We start from the raw sequence: 23,267 nt of genomic DNA, 5'->3' as shown, positions 1-23,267 counted from the left end.
GTACGACCGGACAGTAACAGCGCTCATAGGGGCCTGTGTGACGAGTAATTGGCGATCCTCCTCACAGTCAAAGCCTGGAGAATTCCGACCTCAGGGGTTCGGAGCGCTACTTCCTTGCGGGTTCACGCTGGTTGGCGCTTCACGGACCGGCTGACGCCGAGGTCTCCACGCCCTGTGACCCGCATGCCCGCGGGCCAGTGTGTTCTTCGCGCCGACTGTGTCTGCGTGCTCCTTGCGACCGCAGGCGGTGCACACGAACCTCGCTTGACTCTTGCGATTGTCCGGATGCACATACCCACAAGCAGGGCACGTCGTTGACGTATGAGCAGGATTCACCGTGCGCACCGTGGCACCGGTACGTCGGGCACGGTTGCGAACCGCCAACGCGAAGGAATGCCACCCTTTGTCCAGAATGGCGTGGTTGAGTCCGGACTTCTGCCGAATCCTGATACCGGGCTCCTCCACGGATCCCCTGGCAGTGGCGGTCATGCCCGTGATGTTGAGCCTCTCGAAGACCACGAGAGCGTTGCCGTCCACGACCTCACACGCTGCCTGGGCATGGAGGTCCTGACGACGGTCCCGGACCCTCCTCATAATGACCCTCAACTTTGCCTGGCATGCTTTCCGCCGCTTGGACCCTTTCTGCGTACGAGCAAGCTGCTGCTGAAGCCGCCGATACCTCTCGGCCTCACCAGGGGTGATGAAGCGACGGTCGAAGAACCGGCCATCGCTGGTGGCAGCCAGGGTGACGACGCCCCTGTCGACGCCGACCCGGCCGCGCTCCAGCGACACCGCGGGCCCGCTCGTACCGGTCTCCACCAGGAAGCTGATGTACCAGTACTTGCCGTCACGGGACACTGTGGCCGATTTCACCGCGCCACCCAGCGGACGCGACCAGCGGAAGGTCACCCATCCGAACTTCGGCAGACGTACGCGAGCTCGTTTGCGCCCTAGCCGCTCGACCGCGAAACGTTCCGGGGTGGGGAATCGGAACGAGGGTTGCCATCGCTGCTTCGACTTCCACCGCACACGGAACGCACCATGCGTGCGGCATGCCTTGTCCAGGTCCCGAAGGGTTTGCTGGAGAACTTGGGAAGGCGCAGCCTTCAGCCACGACTGCTCGACTTTGGCCTCAGCCATCTCACGGGTCTGCTGCACATAGCCGACCCACGCACCTCGGCGTCGGTACTCGCGGCGCTGCTCGAGCCCGGTATTCCATACCGCCCGGCAGATATTGCCGAACTCCTCCGCCATCTCGACCTGCCCCGGCGTGAACGTGAGGCGGTACTTTCTGCCCACCAGCATGGTTCACCACCTTCCATTCCGAGCGCAGCCAGGACTCCACTTCGATTAACGCCGTTCCCGATGCAAGGACAACGGGTACGAAGGGAGAACATGCGCACGGAATCGAACGCCTGAGACGAACCGTGCAGAGGGGCCGAAGCAGTGCTCAGTCACACGTCGGCTCCCCTCGCGAGACCGTCTAAATTGGCCCCATGGTCAATCTGACGCGCATCTACACCAGGACCGGCGACCAGGGCACCACCGCTCTCGGGGACATGAGCCGGGTCGCCAAGACCGATCCCCGGATCTCGGCCTACGCGGACGCCAACGAGGCGAACGCGGTCCTCGGGACGGCGATCGCACTGGGCGGCCTCGACGAGGAGGTCGTCGCGGTCCTTACCCGGGTGCAGAACGACCTCTTCGACGTCGGCGCGGACCTGTCGACCCCGGTGGTCGAGGACCCGAAGTTCCCACCGCTGCGTGTCGAGCAGTTCTACATCGACAAGCTGGAGGCGGACTGCGACCGCTTCAACGACGAGCTGGAGAAGCTGCGCTCCTTCATCCTGCCCGGCGGCACCCCGGGCGCGGCACTGCTGCACCAGGCGTGCACGGTCGTACGCCGCGCCGAGCGGTCGACCTGGGCGGCGCTGGAGGTCCACGGCGACGTCATGAACCCGCTGACCGCCACCTATCTGAACCGGCTCTCCGACCTGCTGTTCATCCTGGCCCGCACCGCGAACAAGGAGACCGGGGACGTGCTGTGGGTCCCGGGCGGCGAACGCTAGCCGTCGGACCGGCCCTGGGTGACCGGGGCCCGTTTGGGTCGGAGCAGATAGGTCAGGGCGATCAGGCCGTGGATCCCCACCGCCCGTAGCGCCACCCACTGGAAGGCGCGCAGCGACGAGGTGTCGCCGACGCCCACGAACCAGATCGCGCCCTGGAGGAGCGCGCACGCGACGGTCGCCGCGAGGAGGGTGCGGAGCCACTGGCGGCCCTCGTGGGCGGCCCGGGGCAGGCCGAAGCGCGGCGGCTTCGGCGGGGGCGGGCCGCCGGCCAGGCGGTGGGCGGCGTGGCCGTCCAACCAGCGGATCGTGTAGTGGCCGTACGCGACGGTGAAGCCGATGTAGAGCGCGGCCAGGCCATGTTCCCAGCTCGGTTCGGCGCCGTTCCTGAGGTCGATCGCCGTCACCACGAAGAGCACCACCTCCAGCAGCGGCTCGCACAGCAGCAGGGCCACGCTGGTGCGGCGCAGCCCCAGCAGATAGCGGACGGCGAGGCCCGCGGCCAGCAGCACCCAGAAACCGGCCTCGCACGCGACGATCAACCCGACGATCACGGTTCGCTCCTCTCGGTCACCCCTCCAGGCTCGCGTCCGGGGCGGCTCGGATCGTCATCGGCGGTGACGAAGTCCCGGTACATCGAAAGATGCAGTTCCGGACCCTTCCCGGGCATCACGCGGTGAGCCGGTGCGCCGTGTTGGATGGAGTCATGGATGGAGTCATGGCCGGGCGGCTGCCCCGCCCCCACCGTGACGACGTGGGCATCGCGGTCGGCGGACTGCTCGGCGGGCTCTTCCTGTGGAGCGTCGGTCTCTACAGCCGCAGGCCGGACGATCCGATGTCCCGTGCGGACCAGGGCTGGGCGGTTCTGGTGCCGCTGGCCGTGATGGCCTGCTGCGAACTGCTGCGCCGGACACGGCCGCGCACCGCCCTGCTCGTGGGCACCCTCGCGCTCGTCGCCGACCTGCTGACCCGCGGCAGCCTGGCCACCGTCGTGATGTTCACGGACCTGGTCTACGCGGCCGTCCTGTACGGCTCCCCCGGCGCGGCCCGCCGCATCCCCTGGATCACCGGGCTGATCACGGTGATCGCGACCGTGTGGCCGGTCGCGGCCTGGCACAAGCCGGAGGGGCTGCTGATCGGCGCGTTCACCGGTCTGGTGACGTTCACCCCCGCCGCCACCGGCTGGATCGTCCGCAACCACCGCGACACCGCCGTCGCCGAACGGCTGCGCGCCGAACAGACGACCCTGCTCGCCGAGATGGACCGCGCCCACGCCGTCACCGCCGAACGAGCCCGGATGGCACGGGAGTTGCACGACATGGTGGCCAACCATCTCTCCGCGATCGCGATCCACTCCACGGCCGCGCTCTCCATCGACGACCCGAGCACGTCCAAGGACGCGCTCACCGTCATCCGGGAGAACAGCGTCGAGGGGCTCGCCGAGATGCGCCGGCTGATCGGGATCCTGCGCGACGGGTCCGGCGAGCGCGAGCCGTCCGCCGCCCCCACCCTCGACGGCCTCGGCGCCCTGGTGGCCGGCGCCCGCACCAACGGACTCGACGTCACCCTCACCACCGAGCACGGCAAGGTGCCCGCCCCGGTCGAACTCGCCGCCTACCGCATCGTCCAGGAGTCGCTGACCAACGCCCTCAAGCACGCGCCCGAGGGCCGTGTCACGGTGACGCTCACCCAGCGGGACGGCTCGCTCGCCATCGCGGTGACCAGTGCGTACGGCGGTCCGAGCGGCCCCCGCGCCCCCGGTTCCGGCGCCGGTCTGGTGGGGATGCGGGAGCGGGCCGACCTGCTGGGCGGCAGCTTCGAGGCGGGGCCCGAGCCCTCCCCCGACAGCGGGAACGTCAAGAACGGCAAGGGTGGAAAGGACGGCAAGGACGGCGCGATCTGGGCCGTACGCGCCACTCTGCCCCTCGTCCAAGGAGAACCCGAATGATCCGCGTGCTCGTCGCCGAGGACCAGTCCGCCGTACGGGCCGGGCTCGTCCTCATCCTGCGCAGCGCGCCCGACATCGAGGTGGTCGGCGAGGCCGCGGACGGCGAGCAGGCGGTCGCGCTCGCCCGCGAACTCCGCCCGGACCTGGTCCTGATGGATGTGCAGATGCCCCGGCTCGACGGGGTGTCCGCCACCCGTCAGGTCGTCGCCGAGCAGCTCGCCGACGTGCTCGTACTCACCACCTTCGACCTCGACGAGTACGTCTTCGGGGCGCTGCGCGCGGGCGCCTCCGGATTTCTGCTGAAGAACACGGAGGCGAGGGACCTGCTGGTGGCGGTGCGGACGGTGGCGAGCGGCGAGGGGCTGATCGCTCCGGCCGTGACGCGTCGGCTGATCGCCGAGTTCGCCGCGAAGCCGGTACGGGAGCCGAGCGCCGACCCGGCCGTGCTCGACGCGCTGACGCGCCGGGAGCGGGAAGTGCTGTCCTGCCTGGGTGAGGGGCTCTCCAACGCGGAGATCGCGGGCCGGCTGGACATGGCGGAGGCGACGGTGAAGACCCACGTCAGCCGTCTGCTGGGGAAGCTGGAGCTGCGGAGCAGAGTCCAAGCGGCGGTGCTGGCGCAGGAGTTGGGAGTCTGACCCGCCTCGCGGGTGCACTGGTCCAGACCTATTGACCTATGGTCCAGACCTTTCTATTCTCGCCGCACTGCGCTTAGCCATGCCCACGACACCCCCGAGGAGAGGCATCATGCGCTTCAGAACCAGAGTCCGACAGCGAACCGTGGCAGGACTCACCACCCTGCTGCTTCCGCTCGCCGCCCTCGTCGGGCTCGCGAGCCCCGCCTCGGCAGCCACCTCCGCCACCGCCACGTACACCAAGACCCAGGACTGGGGTACGGGCTTCGAAGGCAAGTGGACGGTCACCAACACCGGCACCACCAGCATCAGTTCCTGGACGATTGCCTGGGACTTCCCCTCCGGTACGTCCGTCACCTCGGCCTGGGACGCGGACGTCACCTCCTCCGGCACCCACTGGACCGCCAAGAACAAGTCCTACAACGGCACCCTCGCCGCGGGCGCCTCCGTCTCCTTCGGCTTCAACGGCGCCGGCACGGGATCTCCGTCCAACTGCACGCTCAACGGAGGTAGTTGTGACGGTGGCGGTACTGTCCCCGGTGACAACCCGCCGAGCGCGCCCGGCGCCCCCACCGCCTCCGCGATCACCGACACCTCGGTGAAGCTCTCCTGGAGCGCGGCCACCGACGACAAGGGCATCAAGAACTACGACGTCCTGCGCGGCGGCACCAAGGTCGCCACCGTGACCACGACCTCGTACACGGACACCGGTCTGACCGCCGGCACCGACTACTCGTACACCGTCCAGGCCCGTGACACCGCTGACCAGACCGGTCCGGTCAGCGGCGCGGTCGCGGTCCACACCACCGGTGGCGGCACCACCCCGCCGCCCACCGGCAACGCCGTCAAGCTCGGCTACTTCACCGAGTGGGGCATCTACGGCCGCAACTACAACGTCAAGAACCTGGTGACGTCCGGCTCGGCCGCCAAGATCACGCACATCAACTACGCCTTCGGCAACGTCACCAATGGCCAGTGCGCGATCGGCGACTCCTACGCCGACTACGACAAGGCCTTCACCGCCGACCAGTCGGTCAGCGGTGTCGCCGACACCTGGGACCAGCCGCTGCGCGGCAACTTCAACCAGCTGCGCGAGCTGAAGGCCAAGTACCCGAACATCAAGATCCTCTGGTCCTTCGGCGGCTGGACCTGGTCCGGCGGCTTCGCCCAGGCCGCGGCCAACCCGACCGCGTTCGCCCAGTCCTGCTACAACCTGGTCGAGGACCCGCGCTGGGCCGACGTCTTCGACGGCATCGACATCGACTGGGAGTACCCGAACGCCTGCGGTCTGTCCTGCGACACCAGCGGCGCCGCGGCCTACAAGAACCTGATGCAGGCCCTGCGCGCCAAGTTCGGCACGGGCAACCTGGTCACCGCGGCCACCACGGCCGACGGCACCTCCGGCGGCAAGATCGACGCCGCCGACTACGCGGGCGCCTCGCAGTACGTCGACTGGTACAACGTGATGACGTACGACTTCTTCGGCGCCTTCGACGCGGACGGCCCGACCGCGCCGCACTCCCCGCTCACCTCCTACAGCGGCATCCCGACGCCCGGCTTCACCACGGCCGACGCGATCGCCAAGTTCAAGGCGAAGGGCGTGCCCGCCAGCAAGCTGCTGATCGGTATCGGCTTCTACGGCCGCGGCTGGACGGGTGTCACCCAGGACGCGCCGGGCGGCACGGCCACGGGGCCGGCGCCGGGAACGTACGAGCAGGGCATCGAGGACTACAAGGTGCTGAAGACGTCCTGCCCGGCCACCGGCACGATCGCCGGGACGGCGTACGCGCACTGCGGCAGCAACTGGTGGTCCTACGACACCCCGGCGACCATCGGCACGAAGATGGCCTGGGCCAAGAGCCAGGGCCTGGGCGGTGCGTTCTTCTGGGAGTTCAGCGGAGACACCAGCAACGGGGAACTGGTGAGCGCCCTCACCAGCGGGATCGGATAGCCCCTACGCCACATTGACGCGCTGACCGGGCGGGGCTGCCTCCAGCCACGCGAGGAAACCGGTCAGCGCGTCCTCGCTCATCGCCAGTTCCAGGCGGGTGCCCCGGTGCACACAGGCCAGGATGATCGCGTCGGAGAGCAGAGCGAGCTCCTCCTCGCCGTCCGGGGTGCGGCGGCCGGCCACCTCGATCGCCGAACGTTCCAGGACGCGGCGCGGGCGGGGGGAGTACGAGAAGACGCGGTACCACTCGATGCGGTCGCCGTTGTAGCGGGCGACGCCGTAGCCCCAGCCTTTTCCGTTGGGGTCGCTCTTCTCCGGGACGTCCCAGCGCAGGCTGCAGTCGAAGGTGCCTCCGGAGCGCTGGATCAGCCGGCGGCGGAGGCCGAAGACGAACAGCCCCACCACCACGAGCGCCACTACCAATCCGCACACAGTCAGAGCGAGGACCATCGACACCGACCTCCTCGTCTCCTAGGTAACGGAAAAGAAAAAACCTCCGCATTTGCCTCAGCCGCGGCGGGGTCCGGAGTGATCCGGTCCCCGCCGCGGCTGAGGCAAAGCATCACACAGCGCGGCGACTCAGCGCGCCGACACCGCCCGCAGACGGACGTCCGCGCGGCGCTCGGCGGAGGCATCACCCTCCGCCTTCGCGCGCTCGAGCTCCCGCTCCACGCGCTGGACGTCGATCTCGTCCGACAGCTCGGCGATCTCGGCCAGCAGTGACAGCTTGTTGTCGGCGAACGAGACGAAACCGCCGTGCACCGCGGCGACGACCGTTCCACCATCACTCGTACGGATGGTCACCGGGCCCGACTCCAGCACACCGAGCAGCGGCTGGTGACCGGGCATGACGCCGATGTCGCCGGACGCGGTACGCGCGACGACCAGGGTGGCCTCGCCGGACCAGACACTGCGGTCCGCGGCGACGAGCTCGACGTGCAGCTCAGCAGCCAAGGTGGGCTCCTCGGGTCACCACCCGGCATGGCCGCCGGGTGTTGGGTCAAAGTCTAATGGGCGTGCGGAGGGGGACGGGACGCGCCCCGCGAGGTGCGGTCCCGTCCCCCTCCCTTACGAACACGAGTTCCTCAGGAACCGGAGTCCCTCAGGTACGCGAGATTCAGGAGACGCCGAGCTCCTTGGCGTTGGCCTTGAGGTCCTCAATGCCACCGCACAGGAAGAACGCCTGCTCCGGGAAGTGGTCGTACTCACCGTCGATGATCGCGTTGAAGGCCGCGATCGACTCGTCCAGCGGGACGTCCGACCCGTCGACGCCGGTGAACTGCTTGGCGACGTGGGTGTTCTGGGACAGGAAGCGCTCCACGCGACGGGCGCGGTGGACAGTGAGCTTGTCCTCCTCGCCGAGCTCGTCGATACCGAGGATCGCGATGATGTCCTGGAGGTCCTTGTACTTCTGCAGGACCGACTTGACCCGCATCGCGGCGGCGTAGTGATCCGCCGCGATGTAGCGCGGGTCCAGGATGCGGGACGTGGAGTCCAGCGGGTCCACGGCCGGGTAGATGCCCTTCTCGGAGATCGGACGGGACAGAACCGTCGTCGCATCGAGGTGGGCGAACGTGGTGGCCGGGGCCGGGTCGGTCAGGTCGTCCGCGGGGACGTAGATCGCCTGCATCGAGGTGATCGAGTGACCACGGGTCGAGGTGATGCGCTCCTGGAGGAGACCCATCTCGTCGGCCAGGTTCGGCTGGTAGCCCACCGCGGAGGGCATACGGCCGAGCAGGGTCGAGACCTCGGAACCGGCCTGCGTGAAGCGGAAGATGTTGTCGATGAAGAACAGCACGTCCTGGTTCTGGACGTCACGGAAGTACTCCGCCATCGTCAGACCCGCCAGGGCCACGCGCAGACGGGTGCCCGGGGGCTCGTCCATCTGGCCGAAGACAAGCGCCGTCTTGTCGATGACGCCCGACTCCGACATCTCCTCGATGAGGTCGTTGCCCTCACGGGTGCGCTCACCGACACCGGCGAACACGGAGACACCGTCGTGGTTGTTGGCGACGCGGTAGATCATCTCCTGGATGAGCACCGTCTTGCCGACACCGGCACCACCGAACAGACCGATCTTTCCACCCTTGACGTACGGGGTGAGAAGGTCGATGACCTTGACGCCGGTCTCGAACATCTCGGTCTTCGACTCGAGCTCGTCGAAGCGCGGGGCCTTGCGGTGGATGGACCAGCGCTCGCCCTCGTACTTCTCGTCGGAGTTCAGCACCTCACCGAGGGTGTTGAACACCTTGCCCTTGGTGAAGTCGCCGACCGGGACGGTGATGCCCGTGCCCGTGTCGGTGACCGCGGCCTGGCGGACCAGACCGTCGGTGGGCTGCATGGAGATCGTGCGGACCAGGCCGTCACCCAGGTGCTGGGCGACTTCCAGGGTCAGCGTCTTCTTCTCGCCGGCGTTGGCCGGGTCGGCCACCTCGACGTGAAGGGCGTTGTAGATGTCCGGCATCGCGTCGACGGGGAACTCCACGTCGACGACCGGGCCGATGACCCGGGCGACGCGGCCCGTGGCAACGGCCGTCTCAGAAGTCGTCGTCATTACTTGTCACTCCCCGCGGTCGCGTCGGCAAGGGCTGCGGACCCACCGACGATCTCGCTGATTTCCTGGGTGATTTCGGCCTGGCGGGCCGCATTGGCAAGACGGGAGAGCGTGGTGATCAGGTCTCCCGCGTTGTCGGTCGCCGACTTCATCGCGCGGCGGGTGGCGGCGTGCTTGGAAGCAGCCGACTGGAGCAGCGCGTTGTAGATACGGCTCTCGACGTACCGGGGCAGCAGGGCGTCGAGGACGTCCTCCGCCGACGGCTCGAACTCGTACAGCGGAAGGATCTCGCCCTTGGGCGCCTCTTCCGCGACCTCTTCGAGGCGCAGTGGCAGCAGACGGCCGTCGACCGCGTTCTGCGTCATCATCGAGACGAACTCGGTGTAGACGATGTGGAGTTCATCCACGCCGCCGTCCGCCGTCGCCGTTTCGATGGCCTCGATCAGCGGCGCCGCGACCTTCTTGGCGTCCGCGTAGGTGGGCTCGTCGGTGAATCCCGACCACGACTCCACGACCTTGCGCTCGCGGAAGTTGTAGTGGGCCAGACCGCGGCGGCCGACGATGTACGTGTCGACCTCCTTGCCCTCCGCCTCAAGACGGGCGGTCAACAGCTCCGCCGCCTTGATGGCGTTGGAGTTGAAGGCGCCGGCCAGTCCGCGGTCGCTCGTGAGGAGCAGCACCGCGGTACGGGTCGCCGACTCCGCCTCCGTGGTCAGCGGGTGCTTGGTGTTCGAGCCGGTGCCGACCGCCGTGACCGCGCGGGTGAGCTCGGTCGCGTACGGCGCGGAGGCCGCCACCTTGCGCTGCGCCTTGACGACGCGCGAGGCGGCGATCATCTCCATCGCCTTGGTGATCTTCTTGGTCGCGGTGACGGATCGGATGCGACGCTTGTAGACCCGGAGCTGGGCTCCCATGAGTCAGGTCCCTTCCTTACGTCACTTGGCCGCGGCCGGAACGTCTTCGCCGAGAAGCTTGCCGTCCGAGGTCTCGAACTGCTTCTTGAAGTCCGCGATGGCGTCGGCGATGGCCGTGAGGGTGTCGTCCGACATCTTGCCGCCCTCCTTGATGGAGGTCATGAGGCCCTGCTCCTTGCGGTGCAGGTACTCCAGGAGCTCCTTCTCGAAGCGGCGGATGTCCGCGACCGGTACCTCGTCCATCTTGCCGGTGGTACCGGCCCAGACGGAGACGACCTGGTCCTCGGTGGCCATCGGCTGGTACTGAGCCTGCTTGAGCAGCTCGACCAGGCGCTGACCGCGCTCCAGCTGGGACTTCGACGCGGCGTCCAGGTCGGAACCGAAGGCGGCGAACGCCTCCAGCTCGCGGTACTGGGCGAGGTCCAGGCGGAGTCGGCCGGAAACCTGCTTCATCGCCTTGTGCTGGGCGGAGCCACCGACGCGGGAGACCGAGATACCGACGTTCAGGGCCGGACGCTGGCCGGCGTTGAACAGGTCGGACTCCAGGAAGCACTGGCCGTCGGTGATGGAGATGACGTTGGTCGGGATGAACGCCGACACGTCGTTCGCCTTGGTCTCGACGATCGGCAGACCCGTCATCGAACCGGCGCCCAGGTCGTCGGAGAGCTTCGCGCAGCGCTCCAGCAGACGGGAGTGCAGGTAGAAGACGTCACCGGGGTAGGCCTCGCGCCCCGGCGGACGGCGGAGCAGCAGGGACACGGCGCGGTAGGCGTCGGCCTGCTTCGAGAGGTCGTCGAAGATGATGAGGACGTGCTTGCCCTCGTACATCCACTGCTGACCGATGGCCGAACCGGTGTACGGCGCAAGGTACTTGAAGCCGGCCGGGTCGGACGCCGGGGCGGCGACGATGGTCGTGTACTCCAGCGCGCCGGCCTCTTCGAGGGCGCCACGCACGGAGGCGATGGTCGAACCCTTCTGACCGATGGCGACGTAGATGCAGCGGACCTGCTTCTTGGTGTCGCCCGAGCGCCAGTTGTCGCGCTGGTTGATGATCGTGTCGACGGCCAGCGCGGTCTTGCCGGTCTGACGGTCGCCGATGACCAGCTGACGCTGGCCACGGCCGATCGGGGTCATCGCGTCGACGGCCTTGTAGCCGGTCTCCATCGGCTCGTGCACCGACTTGCGGACCATGACGCCCGGGGCCTGCAGCTCGAGGGCGCGGCGGCCGGTGGTCTCGATCTCGCCGAGGCCGTCGATCGGGTTGCCGAGCGGGTCGACGACGCGGCCGAGGTAGCCCTCGCCCACGGCGACGGACAGCACCTCACCGGTGCGCTGCACCGGCTGGCCCTCCTCGATACCGCTGAACTCGCCGAGGACGACCGCACCGATCTCGCGCTCTTCCAGGTTCAGCGCGAGACCGAGGGTTCCGTCCTCGAACTTCAGCAGCTCGTTCGCCATCGCCGAGGGAAGGCCCTCGATCTTGGCGATACCGTCGCCGGCGACGGTGACCGTACCGACCTCCTCGCGCGAGGCCGCGTCCGGCTTGTACGACTGGACAAAGTTCTCCAGCGCGTCCCGGATCTCCTCCGGCCGGATCGTGAGCTCCGCCATCTGGGTTCCCTGCTCTCCTTGTTGGGCCCGAAGTTTTCTTGGGGGGTCTGGGGTCAGCCCCCAGGAATCCTCTGCACGGCCCAACCAGGGCCGTAAGTACTACGTGGTTACGCGTATTGAGTTGCTACTGGCCGACGATGCGGCGGCGCGCGTCCTCGAGTCGGTCCGCGACGGCACCGTCGATGATCTCGTCGCCGACCTGCACCCGGATCCCGCCGATGACCTCGGGGTCCACGTCGAGGTTGAGGTGCATCGGGCGGCCGTAGAGCTTCGCCAGAGCGGCGCCGAGGCGCTGCTTCTGTCCGTCACTCAGCGGGACCGCCGAGGTGACGACGGCGACCATGCGGTTGCGGCGCTCGGCGGCGAGCTTGGACAGGGACTCGAGTCCCGCCTCCAGGCTACGTCCCCGGGGCGCGGCCACAAGGCGCGTCACCAGGCGTTCGGTGGTCGGGTTGGCCCGGCCGCCGAGCAGGCTGTGCAGCAGCTCGCTCTTGGCCGCCTTCGAGGCGGTGCGGTCGGTCAGCGCGGCGCGCAGCTCGGTGTTCGAAGCGACGATCCGACCGAAGCGGAACAGTTCGTCCTCGACGTCGTCGAGCGCGTTCGCCCGCTGGGCGGCCGTGAGGTCGGCGATGCTCGCCAGCTCCTCCAGCGCGTCCACCAGGTCACGCGACTGCGACCAGCGCGAGCGCACCAGGCCGGCCACCAGGTCCGCGGTCGGCCCGCCGACCTGGCCGCCGAGCAGGCGCTGGGCCAGCTCGGCCTTGGCCTCGCCGGGCTGCGCCGGGTCGGTCAGGACCCGACGCAGCGACACCTCACGGTTGAGCAGCGCGGTGACGGCGGCCAGCTCGTCGGCGAGCTGGACCGCGTCCACGGACGTCGAGTCCGTCAGCGCATCGAGACGCTCACGAGCTGCAGCGAGGGCCTCGCGGCTTGCTCCGTGTGCGGTCATCGAGTCGCCTCGGCCTTCTCCTCGAGGTCGTCGAGGAAGCGGTCGATGACACGGCTCTGCCGGGCGTGGTCCTCGAGGGACTCACCGACGAGCTTGCCGGCCAGGTCGGTGGCGAGCTTGCCCACGTCCTGGCGCAGCGCCTGCGAGGCGGCCTTGCGGTCGGCCTCGAGCTGCGAGTGACCGGCAGCGATGATCTCCTCGCGCTGCCGCTGGCCTTCCGCACGCATGTCGGCGATGAGCGTGGCGCCCTGCTCCTGCGCCTCCTGGCGCAGACGCGCGGCCTCGTGCCGTGCCTCGGCGAGCTGGGCCTTGTACTGCTCCAGCACGCTCTGGGCTTCGACCTTCATGGCGTCGGCCTCTTCGATACCGCCTTCGATCGCCGCGCGGCGCTCTTCCAGAACCTTGTTGATGTTCGGGAGGAGCTTCTTCCAGAAGAAGAAGAACACGATGGCGAAGGCGATGGTGCCGACGAGCAGCTCGGGACCCGCCGGGATGAGCGGGTTCTGCTCTTCCTCGGCTGCGAGTGCAACCAGGTTGGCGATCACATCAGTGCCTTTCGTCGTTTCGTGTCAGTAAGGGGTGATTACTTACCGAACACGAACGGCATAACGATGCCGATGAGGGCGAGCGCCTCACAGAAGGCGAAGCCGAGGATCTGGTTGGCGCGGATCAGACCGGCGGCTTCGGGCTGGCGGGCCAGGGCCTGGGTGCCGTTACCGAAGATGATGCCGACGCCGACGCCGGGGCCGATGGCGGCGAGGCCGTAGCCGATGGAACCGAGCGAACCGGAGACAGCGGCGAGGGTCTCAGTGGCAGCCATGCTGAATCTTCCTTCTCTTTCTTGGACCGGCGGGGGTTGGCCACCGGACGTTCTGGGGTTTGCGGGGGCGGTGACTCAGTGGTGCTCGGCGAGCGCGCCCTGGAGGTACGAGCAGGCCAGCAGCACGAAGACGTACGCCTGGACGGCCTGCACGAAAAGCTCGAAGAGGATCATGACGATGGTCATCACGAACGACACACCGGCCGCCGGGACCATCCAACTGTTCAGCAGGTACCAGGAGGCGACCGTGAACATGACCAGCATCAGGTGGCCGGCGAACATGTTGGCGAAGAGTCGGACCGCGTGCGTGAAGGGTCGGACGATCAGGTTCGAGAGGAACTCGATGACCATCACGAGCGGCAGCACCCCGCCGAGCGACTTGTCGTAGCCCGTCACGTTCTTGAAGAAGCCGACGAAGCCGTGGCGCTTGAACGTGACCGAGACCCAGAGGATCCAGACCAGCGCGGCGAGTACCACCGGGAAGGCGAAGACCGACGAGACCGGGAACTGGGCCAGCGGGATCACGGACCAGATGTTCATGATCCAGATGAAGAAGAACAGCGAGACCATCAGCGGGACGTACTTCTCGCCCTCGCGCTTGCCGAGCGTCTCGTAGACGATGCCGCGGCGCACGAAGTCGTAACCGGCCTCACCGACCATCTGCAGCTTGCCCGGGATCACCTTGGCCTTGCCGAAGGCCGCCCAGAAGAAGGCGACGACAAGGATGGAGGTGACGAGGGCGAGCAGCATGACCTTGTTGAACTCGAACCCCCCGACCGTGGCGAGCGGCTTGAAGAGGAACGAGTGCAGGCCCGGAGCCGGAAAGCCACACCCGTTGTCGGACATGATCCGACAGCTCCAGTCAAAGGCGAGCTGGGTCTGGTCAGCACTCACCACGGGCTCCTTCGGCGTGACGCATAGGTACGGCAACCTCGTTGTGTCGGCGCGGCGCGCAGCCGCGGTTCGGCACTGGACTGGTGTAACGGATGTGAGGGCGGCTGTGGGGCATCAAGCCTCGCGATTGAGCAGGCGTCAGCTCAGATGCCCGCGCCCGCGATGCCGCAGTTGGCACCGGACGATAGCAGGATCTCCCACATGGCTTTATCCCACCCCTACCCCTCACGACGAGGACCCTGATTTCTCGGGCTTCTCGCTCTTCTTCTCGGGTTCGGGGTCGACATAGAAGATCTTGGCCTTCATGTGCGCCCGCGCCTGCGCCGCCATCCACACGACGGTCGCGAGGACGAGGCCGACCGCGAACGCCCTGGGGTTGAACAGAGACGTGTTCTTGAAGAGTGCCACGAAGATCAGGAGCAGCAGGAGCTGGGCCACGTAGAGCATCAGGCCCATGGCCTGGAACAGCTGCGGGAGCGTTTTTGCCGTCCACTGCAGGACGTAGAGGCCGATCCCCATGAAGAGGATGGCCAGCAGTGTGCCGATGCCCGCACCGAGCGCACCTTTGCCACCCGCGACCACGCCACTGACGGCGACGGCGATCACGCCGACAGCCGCTGTGGGGACAGCGGTGTGCAATAGGTTCCGGGCGTCATTGGACGGCATGGCGGCAACTCCGCTTGCTTCGGGGGCAGGGTGTCGTCATGGACGAGCGTAGTCCCGGGCTGAGAGAGAACCTCACGCCAAGGGGCCGTCTCACTACGGTCCTTCGGCTCTATCCCGGGTTCTCGTGAACCGTATCACAAACTATTTGATGCGGTCTTTACCTAGAAGGTGTGCTCGCCGTCACACATGAGAGTGAACCCGCGCGTCTGTGCAATATCGAGGGCGACTTGTCTGGTATTGACGCGGTTTGCCGCTGATCCCTCTTGCGGAATTCTTACTTTGCGTCAGCGTGAAGATTCGGCTTTGCGCCCCTCCAGGAAGCGCGCACGGGGCCCAATTGCCGTCGCTCCGTTGACTCCTGAGACACCCGTGGTGACCGGGGAACGGTGTTCACGCACACCCTCTTCCCGCTCCTGGGCCGCCTTCTCGTGGGACGTCGGCTCCTCGTACGCGACGGAGGCCACGGCCGCCTCCGCCTCGGCCGCCAGGGCGACCCTGCGACGACGGCGGTAGCGCGGCGGCACCAGGTGCTCGGCCCAGCGCGGGGCACGCGGCGTGAAGCGCGGCAGCAGGAGCAGTACGAGACCCACCGCGCTGAGCGCCGCGATGCCGAGCACGATCCACATGGACGCCGAGTTCACCGAGAAGGCGAGCGCTCCGAAGGCGATCAGCGCCGACCAGAAGTACATGATCAGGACGGCCCTGCTGTGCGAGTGGCCGACCTCCAGGAGGCGGTGGTGCAGGTGGCCGCGGTCGGCGGCGAAGGGCGACTGACCGCGCCAGGTGCGCCGCACGATGGCGAGCACCAGGTCGGCGGCCGGGACCGCGATGATCGTCAGCGGCAGCAGCAGCGGGATGTAGACCGGCACCGTCTGGTGCACGGTGTTGCGCTCCGAACCGGAGAACAGGTTCATCGCGTCCGGGTCGATCTGCCCGGTGATGGAGATCGCGCCGGCGGCCAGCACCAGGCCGATCAGCATCGAGCCGGAGTCACCCATGAAGATCCGGGCGGGGTGCATGTTGTGCGGCAGGAAGCCCAGACACATGCCCATGAGGATCGACGCGAAGAGGGTCGCCGGGGCGGCGGCCTCGATGCCGTAGCTGTACCAGATGCGGTACGCGTACAGGAAGAACGCGGCGGAGGCGATGCACACCATGCCGGCGGCGAGACCGTCGAGGCCGTCGACGAAGTTCACCGCGTTGATCGTGATGACGACCAGCGCCACGGTGAGCAGGGTGCCCTGCCACTGGGTCAGCGCGACCAGGCCGACGCCGGGGATGGGCAGCCACAGGATCGTCAGACCCTGCATGACCATCACACCCGCGGCGATCATCTGGCCGCCCAGTTTGATCAGGGCGTCGATCTCGAACTTGTCGTCCAGGACACCGATCAGCCAGATCAGCGCGGCGCCGGAGAGCAGTGCGCGGGGCTCGTTGGAGTCCGAGAAGACCGCGTTGAGGTTCCGCAGATGGTCGGCGACCAGCAGACCGGCGCACAGACCGAAGAACATCGCGATGCCACCGAGCCGCGGCGTGGGTTCCCGGTGCACGTCACGTGCCCGGATCTGCGGCATGGCTCCGGCCACGATCGCGAACTTCCGTACCGGCCCTGTCAGCAGATACGTCACCGCGGCCGTGATGCAGAGCGTCAGCAGATATTCACGCACGGGCTTCCCCACAGGTCTCGCTGGCCATCTCAGCCCCACACCCTAGCGATGCGCGCATATGGTTGGGGACTTCCGGGTAGCGACGATGGTTGCACGAGTGGCTGTGCACACGTGTGCGTGTACCCCTCACTCGTCCGGATAGGGCGGAAATCTCCCGGCCAGATCCCTTACTTCTTCACGTGCCCGCTTGCTGTCGGCCTCGTCCCGCAGCACCGCCGCGAACAACTTCGCGACCTGCGACATCTCCGCCTCGCCCATCCCCTGCGTGGTCAGCGCGGCCGTGCCGAGGCGCAGGCCGCGGATGTCGCCGTGCGGCAGCGCGCAGGTGTCGAGGACCATTCCGGCGGCGGCAAGACGGCCGCGCGCGCTGCGTCCGTCGAGACCGAGCGGAGCGGTGTCCGCGGTGAGCATGTGGGTGTCGGTCCCCCCGGTGGTGAGGGCGAGCCCCTCCGCGGCCAGACCCTCGGCCAGCACCTTCGCGTTGGCGACCACCTGGTGCGCGTACACCGCGAACGCAGGGGTCGCGGCCTCGCCGAACGCGACGGCCTTGGCGGCGATGGTGTGCATCTGGGCGCCGCCCTGGGTGAAGGGGAACACGGCCCGGTCGACCCGCTCGGCCAGCTCACTGCCACAGAGGATCATGCCGCCGCGGGGGCCGCGCAGGACCTTGTGCGTGGTGGCGCAGACGACATCGGCGTACGGCACCGGACTGGGCGCCGCTCCCCCGGCGACCAGGCCGATGGGGTGGGCGGCGTCGGCGATGAGATAGGCGCCGACCTCGTCGGCGATCGCCCGGAAGAGCGCGTAGTCGATGTGCCGGGGGTAGGAGATCGCCCCGCAGACGATGGCCTTCGGCCGGTGCGTACGGGCCAGCGCGCGCACCTGCTCGTAGTCGATGAGCCCGCTCTCCGCCTCCACCCCGTACCCGACGAAGTCGAACCAGCGGCCGGAGAAGTTCGCGGGCGACCCGTGCGTGAGGTGGCCACCGAACGGCAGGCCCATGGCCAGGACCGTGTCCCCCGGCCGCAGCAGGGCGGCGTACGTGGCGAGGACGGCCGAGGATCCGGAGTGGGACTGCACGTTGGCGTGCTCGGCGCCGAAGAGGGCCTTGGCGCGCTCGACGGCGAGGCGCTCGGCGACGTCGACGATCTCGCAGCCGCCGTGGTGGCGGGCGCCGGGATACCCCTCGGCGTACTTGTTCGCCAGCGGCGACCCGAGGGCGGTCAGCACCGCCTTCGACGTGAAGTTCTCGGCCGCGATCAGTTGGAGCGTCGTCGACTGCCGCGCCAGCTCCCCCATCAGGATCTCGGCGAGCTCCGGGTCCTGCAGACGCAGAACATCCGCTTCCAGCGTTTGTGTGACCGGCATGGTGGACTCCGGGCCTCGGCAGGGTGCGCTACGTCCAATGTAGAACCGGGACCGGTGGGACGCCCGGTATTACGGCCTATCGGGCGCACCACGAAAAAACGCCCACACCGACCTACGCGCGCGCCCGCACCCCCGTCAGCGCCGTCACCACCGGATCCAGTGCCTCATTGATCTCGTCGCCGATCGAGCGGAAGAACGGCAGGGGCGCGCCGTACGGGTCGAAGACCTCGTCCGCCTCCGCCGTGGGCGCCAGGAGCCACCCGCGTAGAGCGGCGGCGGCCCGCACCAGAGCGCGGGCACGCTCGACCACACCGTCCTCCAGGGGAGGGAGCGTGGCCGGATCTATGGCGCGGACCAGCCTGGTGAACTCCTTCAGGGTGAAGGTGCGCAGGCCCGCGGAGTGACCCATGGAGATGACCTGGGCGCGGTGGTCGCGGGTCGCGGTGAGGACCAAGTCGGCCCTGATGACGTGGTCGTCGAGGAGCTCGCGGCCGACGAAGCCGGAGGGGTCCGCGCCGAAGTCCGCGAGGACCGTCTCGGCGTTGGCCTCCATGGGGGCGCCCTCGTGCCCCCAGGTGCCGGCGCTCTCGACGATGAGTCCGCCCCACAGGGGATCGCCCAGCCGGTCCGCGAGGGCATGGCGGGTCAGCCGCTCGGTGATCGGCGAGCGGCACACGTTGCCGGTGCTGACGTGGAGGATGCGGAAGGACCCCCTGGGGGACCCATTGGTCCCCGTGATCCCCGTGCCTATGCCACGCCCCGCGTCAGGGGCTGTCAATTCGCCACCTCGAGGTCGGGTACGACCTTCCGGAGCTCCTCCGCCGACAGGGCACCCGCACGCAGCAGGACCGGCACCTTGCCGGTGACGTCGACGATCGAGGAGGGAACGTTGCCGGGAGTCGGACCGCCGTCCAGGTACACGGAGACGGAGTCGCCCAGCATCTCCTGCGCGGCGTCACAGTCCTCCGGCGCCGGGTGGCCCGTCAGGTTCGCGGAGGAGACGGCCATCGGGCCGACCTCCGTCAGCAGTTCGATGGCGACCGGGTGCAGCGGCATACGGATGGCCACCGTGCCCCGGGTGTCGCCCAAGTCCCACTGCAGCGACGGCTGGTGCTTGGCGACAAGGGTGAGCGCACCCGGCCAGAACGCGTCGACGAGCTCCCAGGCCATCTCGGAGAAGTCCGTGACGAGGCCGTGCAGGGTGTTCGGGGAGCCGATGAGGACAGGGGTGGGCATGTTGCGGCCCCGGCCCTTGGCCTCAAGAAGGTCGGCGACGGCTTCCGAGGTGAACGCGTCGGCGCCGATGCCGTACACCGTGTCCGTCGGGAGGACCACCAGCTCGCCACGGCGGACGGCGGACGCGGCCTCACGCAGACCGGTGATGCGGTCGGTCGCGTCGTTGGTGTCGTATCGCCGTGCCATCTAGCGGGCCTCCTCGTACGCGTACTGCTGGCTGGGGGTCACGATGCGCGCGCTCACGGCATCGCCTTGCGGGCGGTCGCGAACCGCGGCCGGTTGTTGAGGTCCGGGTGATCGGCCGCGTCGGCCCAGCCCCGCTCCTCGGTGAAGATCCACGGCACCTGCCCGCCCTGGGTGTCGGCGTGCTCGATGACGACGACACCGCCGGGGCGCAGCAGCCGGTGCGCGGTGCGCTCGATGCCACGGATGAGGTCCAGTCCGTCCTCGCCCGAGAACAGGGCGAGTTCGGGATCGTAGTCCCGGGCCTCCGGCGCCACGTACTCCCATTCCGTGAGCGGGATGTACGGCGGGTTGGAGATCACCAGGTCCACCTGGCCGTCGAGGTCCCTGAAGGCCTCCAGGGCGTCTCCCTGGCGCAGGTCGACCCTGGACCCCTCGACGTTCTTGCGCGTCCACTGGAGGGCGTCCTCGGACAGCTCCACGGCGTGTACGCGGGAGCGCGGGACCTCCTGCGCGAGCGCGAGCGCGATGGCGCCCGACCCGGTGCACAGGTCGACGATCAGCGGCTCGACGACATCCATCGCGCGGACGGCGTCTATGGCCCAGCCGACGACGGACTCCGTCTCCGGACGCGGGACGAACACCCCGGGGCCCACCTGGAGTTCCAGATAGCGGAAGTAGGCGTGTCCGGTGATGTGCTGGAGCGGCTCGCGGGCCTCGCGGCGCGCGGTCACCTCCCAGTAGCGGGCGTCGAAGTCCACGTCCTTGACGGTGTGCAGCTCGCCCCGCTTCACGCCGTGCACGAAGGCGGCGAGCTCCTCCGCGTCGTTGCGCGGCGAGGGCACGCCGGCGTCGGCCAGCCGCTGGGTGGCCTGGGCCACTTCCGCGAGCAGCAGGTTCACGCTGGTCCTCCGGGGCTGAGCTGTTGTCGTACGGCTTGACGAGCAGGGCTTACAGGTACGGCCTCACAAAGCTGCGTCCGGCCGCCCGGCCGTTGCGCCGTTCGGCCGTCCGCCGTTCCGCCTTACGCGGCCGCGAGCTTCGCGGCCGAGTCGGCGTCGACGCACGCCTGGATCATCGCGTCGAGGTCCCCGTCGAGCACCTGGTCCAAGTTGTACGCCTTGAATCCGACGCGGTGGTCCGAGATGCGGTTCTCCGGGAAGTTGTACGTACGGATCTTCTCGGAGCGGTCGACGGTGCGGACCTGGCTGCGGCGGGCGTCCGCGGCCTCACGCTCCGCTTCCTCCTGCGCCGCGGCGAGGAGCCTGGAGCGCAGGATACGCATCGCCTGCTCCTTGTTCTGCAGCTGGCTCTTCTCGTTCTGGCAGGAGGCGACGACTCCGGTCGGAATGTGCGTGATGCGCACCGCGGAGTCGGTCGTGTTGACGGACTGGCCGCCGGGGCCCGACGAGCGGTAGACGTCGATGCGCAGGTCGTTCGCGTGGATCTCGACGTCGACCTCCTCGGCCTCGGGCGTGACCAGCACACCGGCCGCGGAGGTGTGGATACGGCCCTGCGACTCGGTCGAGGGCACCCGCTGCACGCGGTGCACCCCGCCCTCGTACTTCAGGCGCGCCCAGACACCCTGACCGGGCTCGGTGGCACCCTGGCCGCCCTTGGTCTTCACCGCGACCTGGACGTCCTTGTAGCCGCCGAGCTCGGACTCGGTGGAGTCGATGATCTCGGTCTTCCAGCCGACGCGCTCCGCGTAGCGCAGGTACATGCGCAGCAGGTCGCCGGCGAACAGGGCCGACTCGTCGCCGCCCGCGCCCGCCTTGATCTCGAGGATGACGTCCTTGTCGTCGCTGGGGTCGCGCGGGACCAGCAGCAGGCGGAGCTTCTCGGTGAGCTCCTCGCGCTGCTTCTCCAGCTCCTTGACCTCGGCCACGAAGTCGGGGTCGTCGGCGGCGAACTCCTTCGCCGTGCCGATGTCGTCCCCGGTCTGCTTCCAGGAGCGGTACGTCGCGACGATCGGGGTCAGCTCGGCGTAGCGCTTGTTCAGCTTGCGCGCGTTGGCCTGGTCGGCGTGGACCGACGGGTCAGCGAGCTTCTTCTCCAGATCGGCGTGCTCGCCGATGAGTTCCTCGACCGCCTCGAACATCTCCGGCTCCAATGGACTGTCCCCAGCTCCATCATGGGCTCAGGGACGTAGGTAAGACGAATGTGGGGGCTGCACCGCAAAGCGCCGGTCCCGGCGCCCCCGTGCCGGGGACGCCGAAGACCGGCGCTGTGGGCTCGCTACTTCTTGGCAGCGGCAGCCTTGCCGAAGCGGGCCTCGAAGCGGGCCACGCGGCCACCGGTGTCGAGGATCTTCTGCTTGCCCGTGTAGAACGGGTGGCACTCGGAGCAGACCTCGGCGCGGATGGAGCCGCTGGAGATCGTGCTACGGGTGGTGAACGACGCGCCACAGGTGCAGCTGACCTGCGTCTCGACGTACTCGGGGTGGATGTCGCGCTTCAAGGTGTCTCCTAGTTTCGGGAGGGCGCCGGGTCGCCACCGCGGGATGCGGGTGCGTGAACCGGAGCCGACGTACCAGTCTGCCAGGACTGGCGCCATCCCCCAAAACCGGGGGCTTGGACGATCTATTCCCGAGCCTGTGTACGGGGCTCGTACGGGCCCCGGCGCGGCCTCCGAACCGGCTCGGCTACGAGCTGACGACGCCCTTCGCGGTGCCCGTGGCCGTGCCCTTCGTGGCCGCCTTCGGGATCGTCCGGTCGTTCTTCAGGGCGGTCCACACCAGCCGCGCCTTGGCCTTGTCGACGAGGACGCGGTTGACGTCCGCGCTGTCGTACTGGACCGGCATCGTCACCATGTTCATGTTCGACGAGCTGATGCCCTTGAGGCCGTTGGCGAAGGACGCGAGGCTCTTGACCGTGCCGAGGTCGGAGTCGGTGGTGACGGTCTTGGTCGCGGTGTCGGCGAGGTCGTACAGCTTCGTGGGGCTGGACAGCACGCCGATGTGCTTGACCTGGTTGACCAGGGCCTTGATGAACGCCTGCTGGAGCTGGATGCGGCCGAGGTCGGAGCCGTCGCCGACGCCGTGCCGGGTGCGGACGAGGCCGAGCGCCTGCTGTCCGTCGAGGGTGTGCGTGCCGGCGGTCAGGTTCAGATGGCTGTCGGGGTCCTTGATGTTCTTGGTGGTGGTCACCCGAACACCGTCGAGGTCGTCGATGAGCTTCTGGAAGCCGCTGAAGTCGACCTCGATGTAGTGATCCATGCGGATACCGGACATGGATTCGACGGTCTTCACCGCGCAGGCCGCCCCGCCGGTGGAGTACGCGGAGTTGAACATCACGCCGGTCGCGGCGTCGTGGGTCACGCCCTTGGCGTCGGTGCAGGAGGGGCGCGGGACGAGGGTGTCGCGGGGTATGGAGACCACGCTGGCCTTCTTGTGGCCCTCGTATATGTGCACGATCATCGCCGTGTCCGAGCGGGCGCTGCCGTCGTCGGTGCCGCCGCCCAGCTTCTTGTTGCTGCCGGAGCGGGTGTCGGAGCCCAGGACCAGGATGTTCTCGGAGCCGTTGTCGACCTTCAGCGGCCGGTCGTTACCGAGGGCCTGGTTGATGTCGACGGTCTTGATGTTGCCGTTGAGCTTGAAGTACAGGTACCCGGCGCCGGTGCCCCCCAGCACCACGATGCCCGCCGCGGTCCAGGCCGTGATGAGCAGGGCCTTGCTCCGCGTGCCGCGCGGCTTGCGGCGGCTGCCCTTCGCACGGCGACGCGGGGCGCTCGTTCCGGGATCACCCGGTGTGCCGGGTTCCGGCATGCTCTCGGCAGGCATGTGCTCCTCTTGTCCTCGTCGCGG

General features: G+C 68.4%; 24 protein-coding genes. 4 read left to right on the top strand and 20 right to left on the bottom strand.

The features are described 5' to 3' along the window. Positions 1 to 90: 90 nt before the first annotated feature. Positions 91 to 1,305: an RNA-guided endonuclease InsQ/TnpB family protein gene (locus OG798_RS35455; protein WP_267062850.1), complete on the bottom strand. Its 1,215-nt coding sequence runs from the start codon at positions 1,303 to 1,305 to the stop codon at positions 91 to 93. A gap of 191 nt (positions 1,306 to 1,496) precedes the next feature. Between OG798_RS35455 and OG798_RS35450 the strand changes: the two genes are divergently transcribed. Next, the gene (locus OG798_RS35450) at positions 1,497 to 2,069 is read left to right on the top strand and encodes a cob(I)yrinic acid a,c-diamide adenosyltransferase (RefSeq protein ID WP_054233214.1); all 573 of its coding nucleotides are present in this window, start codon (positions 1,497 to 1,499) and stop codon (positions 2,067 to 2,069) included. On the opposite strand, the gene OG798_RS35445 is transcribed toward OG798_RS35450, so the two are convergent. Continuing rightward, entirely contained in the window at positions 2,066 to 2,620 is a 555-nt protein-coding gene (locus OG798_RS35445; RefSeq protein ID WP_121414998.1) for a hypothetical protein, read from the bottom strand. The two genes, OG798_RS35450 and OG798_RS35445, sit on opposite strands and share 4 nt — an antisense overlap. A gap of 164 nt (positions 2,621 to 2,784) precedes the next feature. Between OG798_RS35445 and OG798_RS35440 the strand changes: the two genes are divergently transcribed. The 3 genes from OG798_RS35440 to OG798_RS35430 all read left to right on the top strand — a co-directional run bounded on the left by OG798_RS35440 (position 2,785) and on the right by OG798_RS35430 (position 6,600). Continuing rightward, positions 2,785 to 4,014 (top strand): sensor histidine kinase, encoded by a 1,230-nt coding sequence (locus OG798_RS35440; protein WP_095852569.1) that lies wholly within the window; start codon positions 2,785 to 2,787, stop codon positions 4,012 to 4,014. Continuing rightward, positions 4,011 to 4,652, top strand: coding sequence for a response regulator (locus tag OG798_RS35435; RefSeq protein ID WP_095852570.1), 642 nt, complete (start codon positions 4,011 to 4,013; stop codon positions 4,650 to 4,652). The genes OG798_RS35440 and OG798_RS35435 overlap by 4 nt, the downstream gene beginning before the upstream one ends. 109 nt (positions 4,653 to 4,761) lie before the next feature. Further along, entirely contained in the window at positions 4,762 to 6,600 is a 1,839-nt protein-coding gene (locus OG798_RS35430) for a glycoside hydrolase family 18 chitinase (protein ID WP_095852571.1), read from the top strand. Positions 6,601 to 6,603: 3 nt separating this feature from the next. Here the strand turns inward: OG798_RS35430 and OG798_RS35425 are convergent, their stop codons facing one another. From OG798_RS35425 to OG798_RS35340, 18 genes are all read right to left on the bottom strand, one after another. Next, positions 6,604 to 7,050, bottom strand: a complete 447-nt coding sequence (locus tag OG798_RS35425; protein ID WP_054233219.1) for a DUF2550 domain-containing protein — start codon at positions 7,048 to 7,050, stop codon at positions 6,604 to 6,606. 129 nt (positions 7,051 to 7,179) lie between these two features. Further along, the gene (locus tag OG798_RS35420; RefSeq protein ID WP_095852572.1) at positions 7,180 to 7,554 is read right to left on the bottom strand and encodes a F0F1 ATP synthase subunit epsilon; all 375 of its coding nucleotides are present in this window, start codon (positions 7,552 to 7,554) and stop codon (positions 7,180 to 7,182) included. A gap of 163 nt (positions 7,555 to 7,717) precedes the next feature. Beyond that, positions 7,718 to 9,154: a F0F1 ATP synthase subunit beta gene (gene atpD / locus OG798_RS35415; RefSeq protein ID WP_095852573.1), complete on the bottom strand. Its 1,437-nt coding sequence runs from the start codon at positions 9,152 to 9,154 to the stop codon at positions 7,718 to 7,720. Next, entirely contained in the window at positions 9,154 to 10,068 is a 915-nt protein-coding gene (locus tag OG798_RS35410) for a F0F1 ATP synthase subunit gamma (protein ID WP_095852574.1), read from the bottom strand. Before OG798_RS35410 ends, atpD begins: the two co-directional genes overlap by 1 nt. A 21-nt stretch (positions 10,069 to 10,089) precedes the next feature. Next, positions 10,090 to 11,679: a F0F1 ATP synthase subunit alpha gene (gene atpA / locus OG798_RS35405; RefSeq protein ID WP_054233223.1), complete on the bottom strand. Its 1,590-nt coding sequence runs from the start codon at positions 11,677 to 11,679 to the stop codon at positions 10,090 to 10,092. Positions 11,680 to 11,803: 124 nt separating this feature from the next. Beyond that, positions 11,804 to 12,628: a F0F1 ATP synthase subunit delta gene (locus tag OG798_RS35400; RefSeq protein WP_095852575.1), complete on the bottom strand. Its 825-nt coding sequence runs from the start codon at positions 12,626 to 12,628 to the stop codon at positions 11,804 to 11,806. Continuing rightward, a complete protein-coding gene (locus OG798_RS35395) occupies positions 12,625 to 13,173 on the bottom strand; it encodes a F0F1 ATP synthase subunit B (protein WP_095852576.1) in 549 nt (182 codons plus the stop codon). Before OG798_RS35395 ends, OG798_RS35400 begins: the two co-directional genes overlap by 4 nt. 38 nt (positions 13,174 to 13,211) lie before the next feature. After that, positions 13,212 to 13,448, bottom strand: a complete 237-nt coding sequence (locus OG798_RS35390) for a hypothetical protein (protein WP_015657805.1) — start codon at positions 13,446 to 13,448, stop codon at positions 13,212 to 13,214. Positions 13,449 to 13,523: 75 nt separating this feature from the next. Then, on the bottom strand, positions 13,524 to 14,294 hold the full coding sequence (gene atpB / locus OG798_RS35385) for a F0F1 ATP synthase subunit A (protein WP_097224754.1): 771 nt from the start codon (positions 14,292 to 14,294) through the stop codon (positions 13,524 to 13,526). 273 nt (positions 14,295 to 14,567) lie between these two features. Then, positions 14,568 to 15,008 carry a hypothetical protein gene (locus OG798_RS35380; RefSeq protein ID WP_095852578.1) on the bottom strand — a complete coding sequence of 147 codons (441 nt, stop codon included), beginning with the start codon at positions 15,006 to 15,008 and terminating at the stop codon, positions 14,568 to 14,570. A 284-nt stretch (positions 15,009 to 15,292) separates the two neighbouring features. After that, a complete protein-coding gene (locus OG798_RS35375) occupies positions 15,293 to 16,675 on the bottom strand; it encodes an MraY family glycosyltransferase (protein ID WP_095852579.1) in 1,383 nt (460 codons plus the stop codon). 126 nt (positions 16,676 to 16,801) lie between these two features. Next, positions 16,802 to 18,043 (bottom strand): serine hydroxymethyltransferase, encoded by a 1,242-nt coding sequence (gene glyA, locus OG798_RS35370; RefSeq protein WP_328758271.1) that lies wholly within the window; start codon positions 18,041 to 18,043, stop codon positions 16,802 to 16,804. A gap of 112 nt (positions 18,044 to 18,155) precedes the next feature. Further along, positions 18,156 to 18,821, bottom strand: coding sequence for an arsenate reductase/protein-tyrosine-phosphatase family protein (locus tag OG798_RS35365; protein WP_054233230.1), 666 nt, complete (start codon positions 18,819 to 18,821; stop codon positions 18,156 to 18,158). Further along, positions 18,818 to 19,465, bottom strand: coding sequence for an L-threonylcarbamoyladenylate synthase (locus tag OG798_RS35360; protein ID WP_054233231.1), 648 nt, complete (start codon positions 19,463 to 19,465; stop codon positions 18,818 to 18,820). The genes OG798_RS35365 and OG798_RS35360 overlap by 4 nt, the downstream gene beginning before the upstream one ends. 53 nt (positions 19,466 to 19,518) lie before the next feature. Further along, positions 19,519 to 20,364, bottom strand: coding sequence for a peptide chain release factor N(5)-glutamine methyltransferase (prmC, locus tag OG798_RS35355; protein ID WP_054233232.1), 846 nt, complete (start codon positions 20,362 to 20,364; stop codon positions 19,519 to 19,521). A 122-nt stretch (positions 20,365 to 20,486) separates the two neighbouring features. Then, positions 20,487 to 21,563, bottom strand: a complete 1,077-nt coding sequence (prfA, locus tag OG798_RS35350) for a peptide chain release factor 1 (protein WP_097227448.1) — start codon at positions 21,561 to 21,563, stop codon at positions 20,487 to 20,489. A gap of 137 nt (positions 21,564 to 21,700) precedes the next feature. Continuing rightward, positions 21,701 to 21,922, bottom strand: coding sequence for a 50S ribosomal protein L31 (rpmE, locus tag OG798_RS35345; protein WP_033323852.1), 222 nt, complete (start codon positions 21,920 to 21,922; stop codon positions 21,701 to 21,703). A 184-nt stretch (positions 21,923 to 22,106) separates the two neighbouring features. After that, a complete protein-coding gene (locus OG798_RS35340) occupies positions 22,107 to 23,243 on the bottom strand; it encodes an LCP family protein (RefSeq protein WP_095852581.1) in 1,137 nt (378 codons plus the stop codon). Positions 23,244 to 23,267: the final 24 nt, after the last annotated feature.

It is taken from the genome of Streptomyces sp. NBC_00271 (genome assembly GCF_036178845.1).
Lineage (GTDB): Bacteria > Actinomycetota > Actinomycetes > Streptomycetales > Streptomycetaceae > Streptomyces.
The sequence above is the reverse complement of the archived record's forward strand: the minus strand, read 5'-3'. Positions and strand labels throughout refer to the sequence as shown.

What these genes read in the sequence shown, in the direction of transcription:
- OG798_RS35455 (WP_267062850.1), bottom strand. Translation starts at nt 1,305, where the DNA reads ATGCTGGTGGGCAGAAAGTACCGCCTCACGTTCACGCCGGGGCAGGTC.
- OG798_RS35450 (WP_054233214.1), top strand. Translation starts at nt 1,497, where the DNA reads ATGGTCAATCTGACGCGCATCTACACCAGGACCGGCGACCAGGGCACC.
- OG798_RS35440 (WP_095852569.1), top strand. Translation starts at nt 2,785, where the DNA reads ATGGCCGGGCGGCTGCCCCGCCCCCACCGTGACGACGTGGGCATCGCG.
- OG798_RS35435 (WP_095852570.1), top strand. Translation starts at nt 4,011, where the DNA reads ATGATCCGCGTGCTCGTCGCCGAGGACCAGTCCGCCGTACGGGCCGGG.
- OG798_RS35430 (WP_095852571.1), top strand. Translation starts at nt 4,762, where the DNA reads ATGCGCTTCAGAACCAGAGTCCGACAGCGAACCGTGGCAGGACTCACC.
- OG798_RS35425 (WP_054233219.1), bottom strand. Translation starts at nt 7,050, where the DNA reads ATGGTCCTCGCTCTGACTGTGTGCGGATTGGTAGTGGCGCTCGTGGTG.
- atpD (WP_095852573.1), bottom strand. Translation starts at nt 9,154, where the DNA reads ATGACGACGACTTCTGAGACGGCCGTTGCCACGGGCCGCGTCGCCCGG.
- OG798_RS35410 (WP_095852574.1), bottom strand. Translation starts at nt 10,068, where the DNA reads ATGGGAGCCCAGCTCCGGGTCTACAAGCGTCGCATCCGATCCGTCACC.
- atpA (WP_054233223.1), bottom strand. Translation starts at nt 11,679, where the DNA reads ATGGCGGAGCTCACGATCCGGCCGGAGGAGATCCGGGACGCGCTGGAG.
- OG798_RS35400 (WP_095852575.1), bottom strand. Translation starts at nt 12,628, where the DNA reads ATGACCGCACACGGAGCAAGCCGCGAGGCCCTCGCTGCAGCTCGTGAG.
- OG798_RS35390 (WP_015657805.1), bottom strand. Translation starts at nt 13,448, where the DNA reads ATGGCTGCCACTGAGACCCTCGCCGCTGTCTCCGGTTCGCTCGGTTCC.
- atpB (WP_097224754.1), bottom strand. Translation starts at nt 14,294, where the DNA reads ATGTCCGACAACGGGTGTGGCTTTCCGGCTCCGGGCCTGCACTCGTTC.
- OG798_RS35380 (WP_095852578.1), bottom strand. Translation starts at nt 15,008, where the DNA reads ATGCCGTCCAATGACGCCCGGAACCTATTGCACACCGCTGTCCCCACA.
- glyA (WP_328758271.1), bottom strand. Translation starts at nt 18,043, where the DNA reads ATGCCGGTCACACAAACGCTGGAAGCGGATGTTCTGCGTCTGCAGGAC.
- OG798_RS35360 (WP_054233231.1), bottom strand. Translation starts at nt 19,465, where the DNA reads ATGGCACGGCGATACGACACCAACGACGCGACCGACCGCATCACCGGT.
- prfA (WP_097227448.1), bottom strand. Translation starts at nt 21,563, where the DNA reads ATGTTCGAGGCGGTCGAGGAACTCATCGGCGAGCACGCCGATCTGGAG.
- OG798_RS35340 (WP_095852581.1), bottom strand. Translation starts at nt 23,243, where the DNA reads ATGCCTGCCGAGAGCATGCCGGAACCCGGCACACCGGGTGATCCCGGA.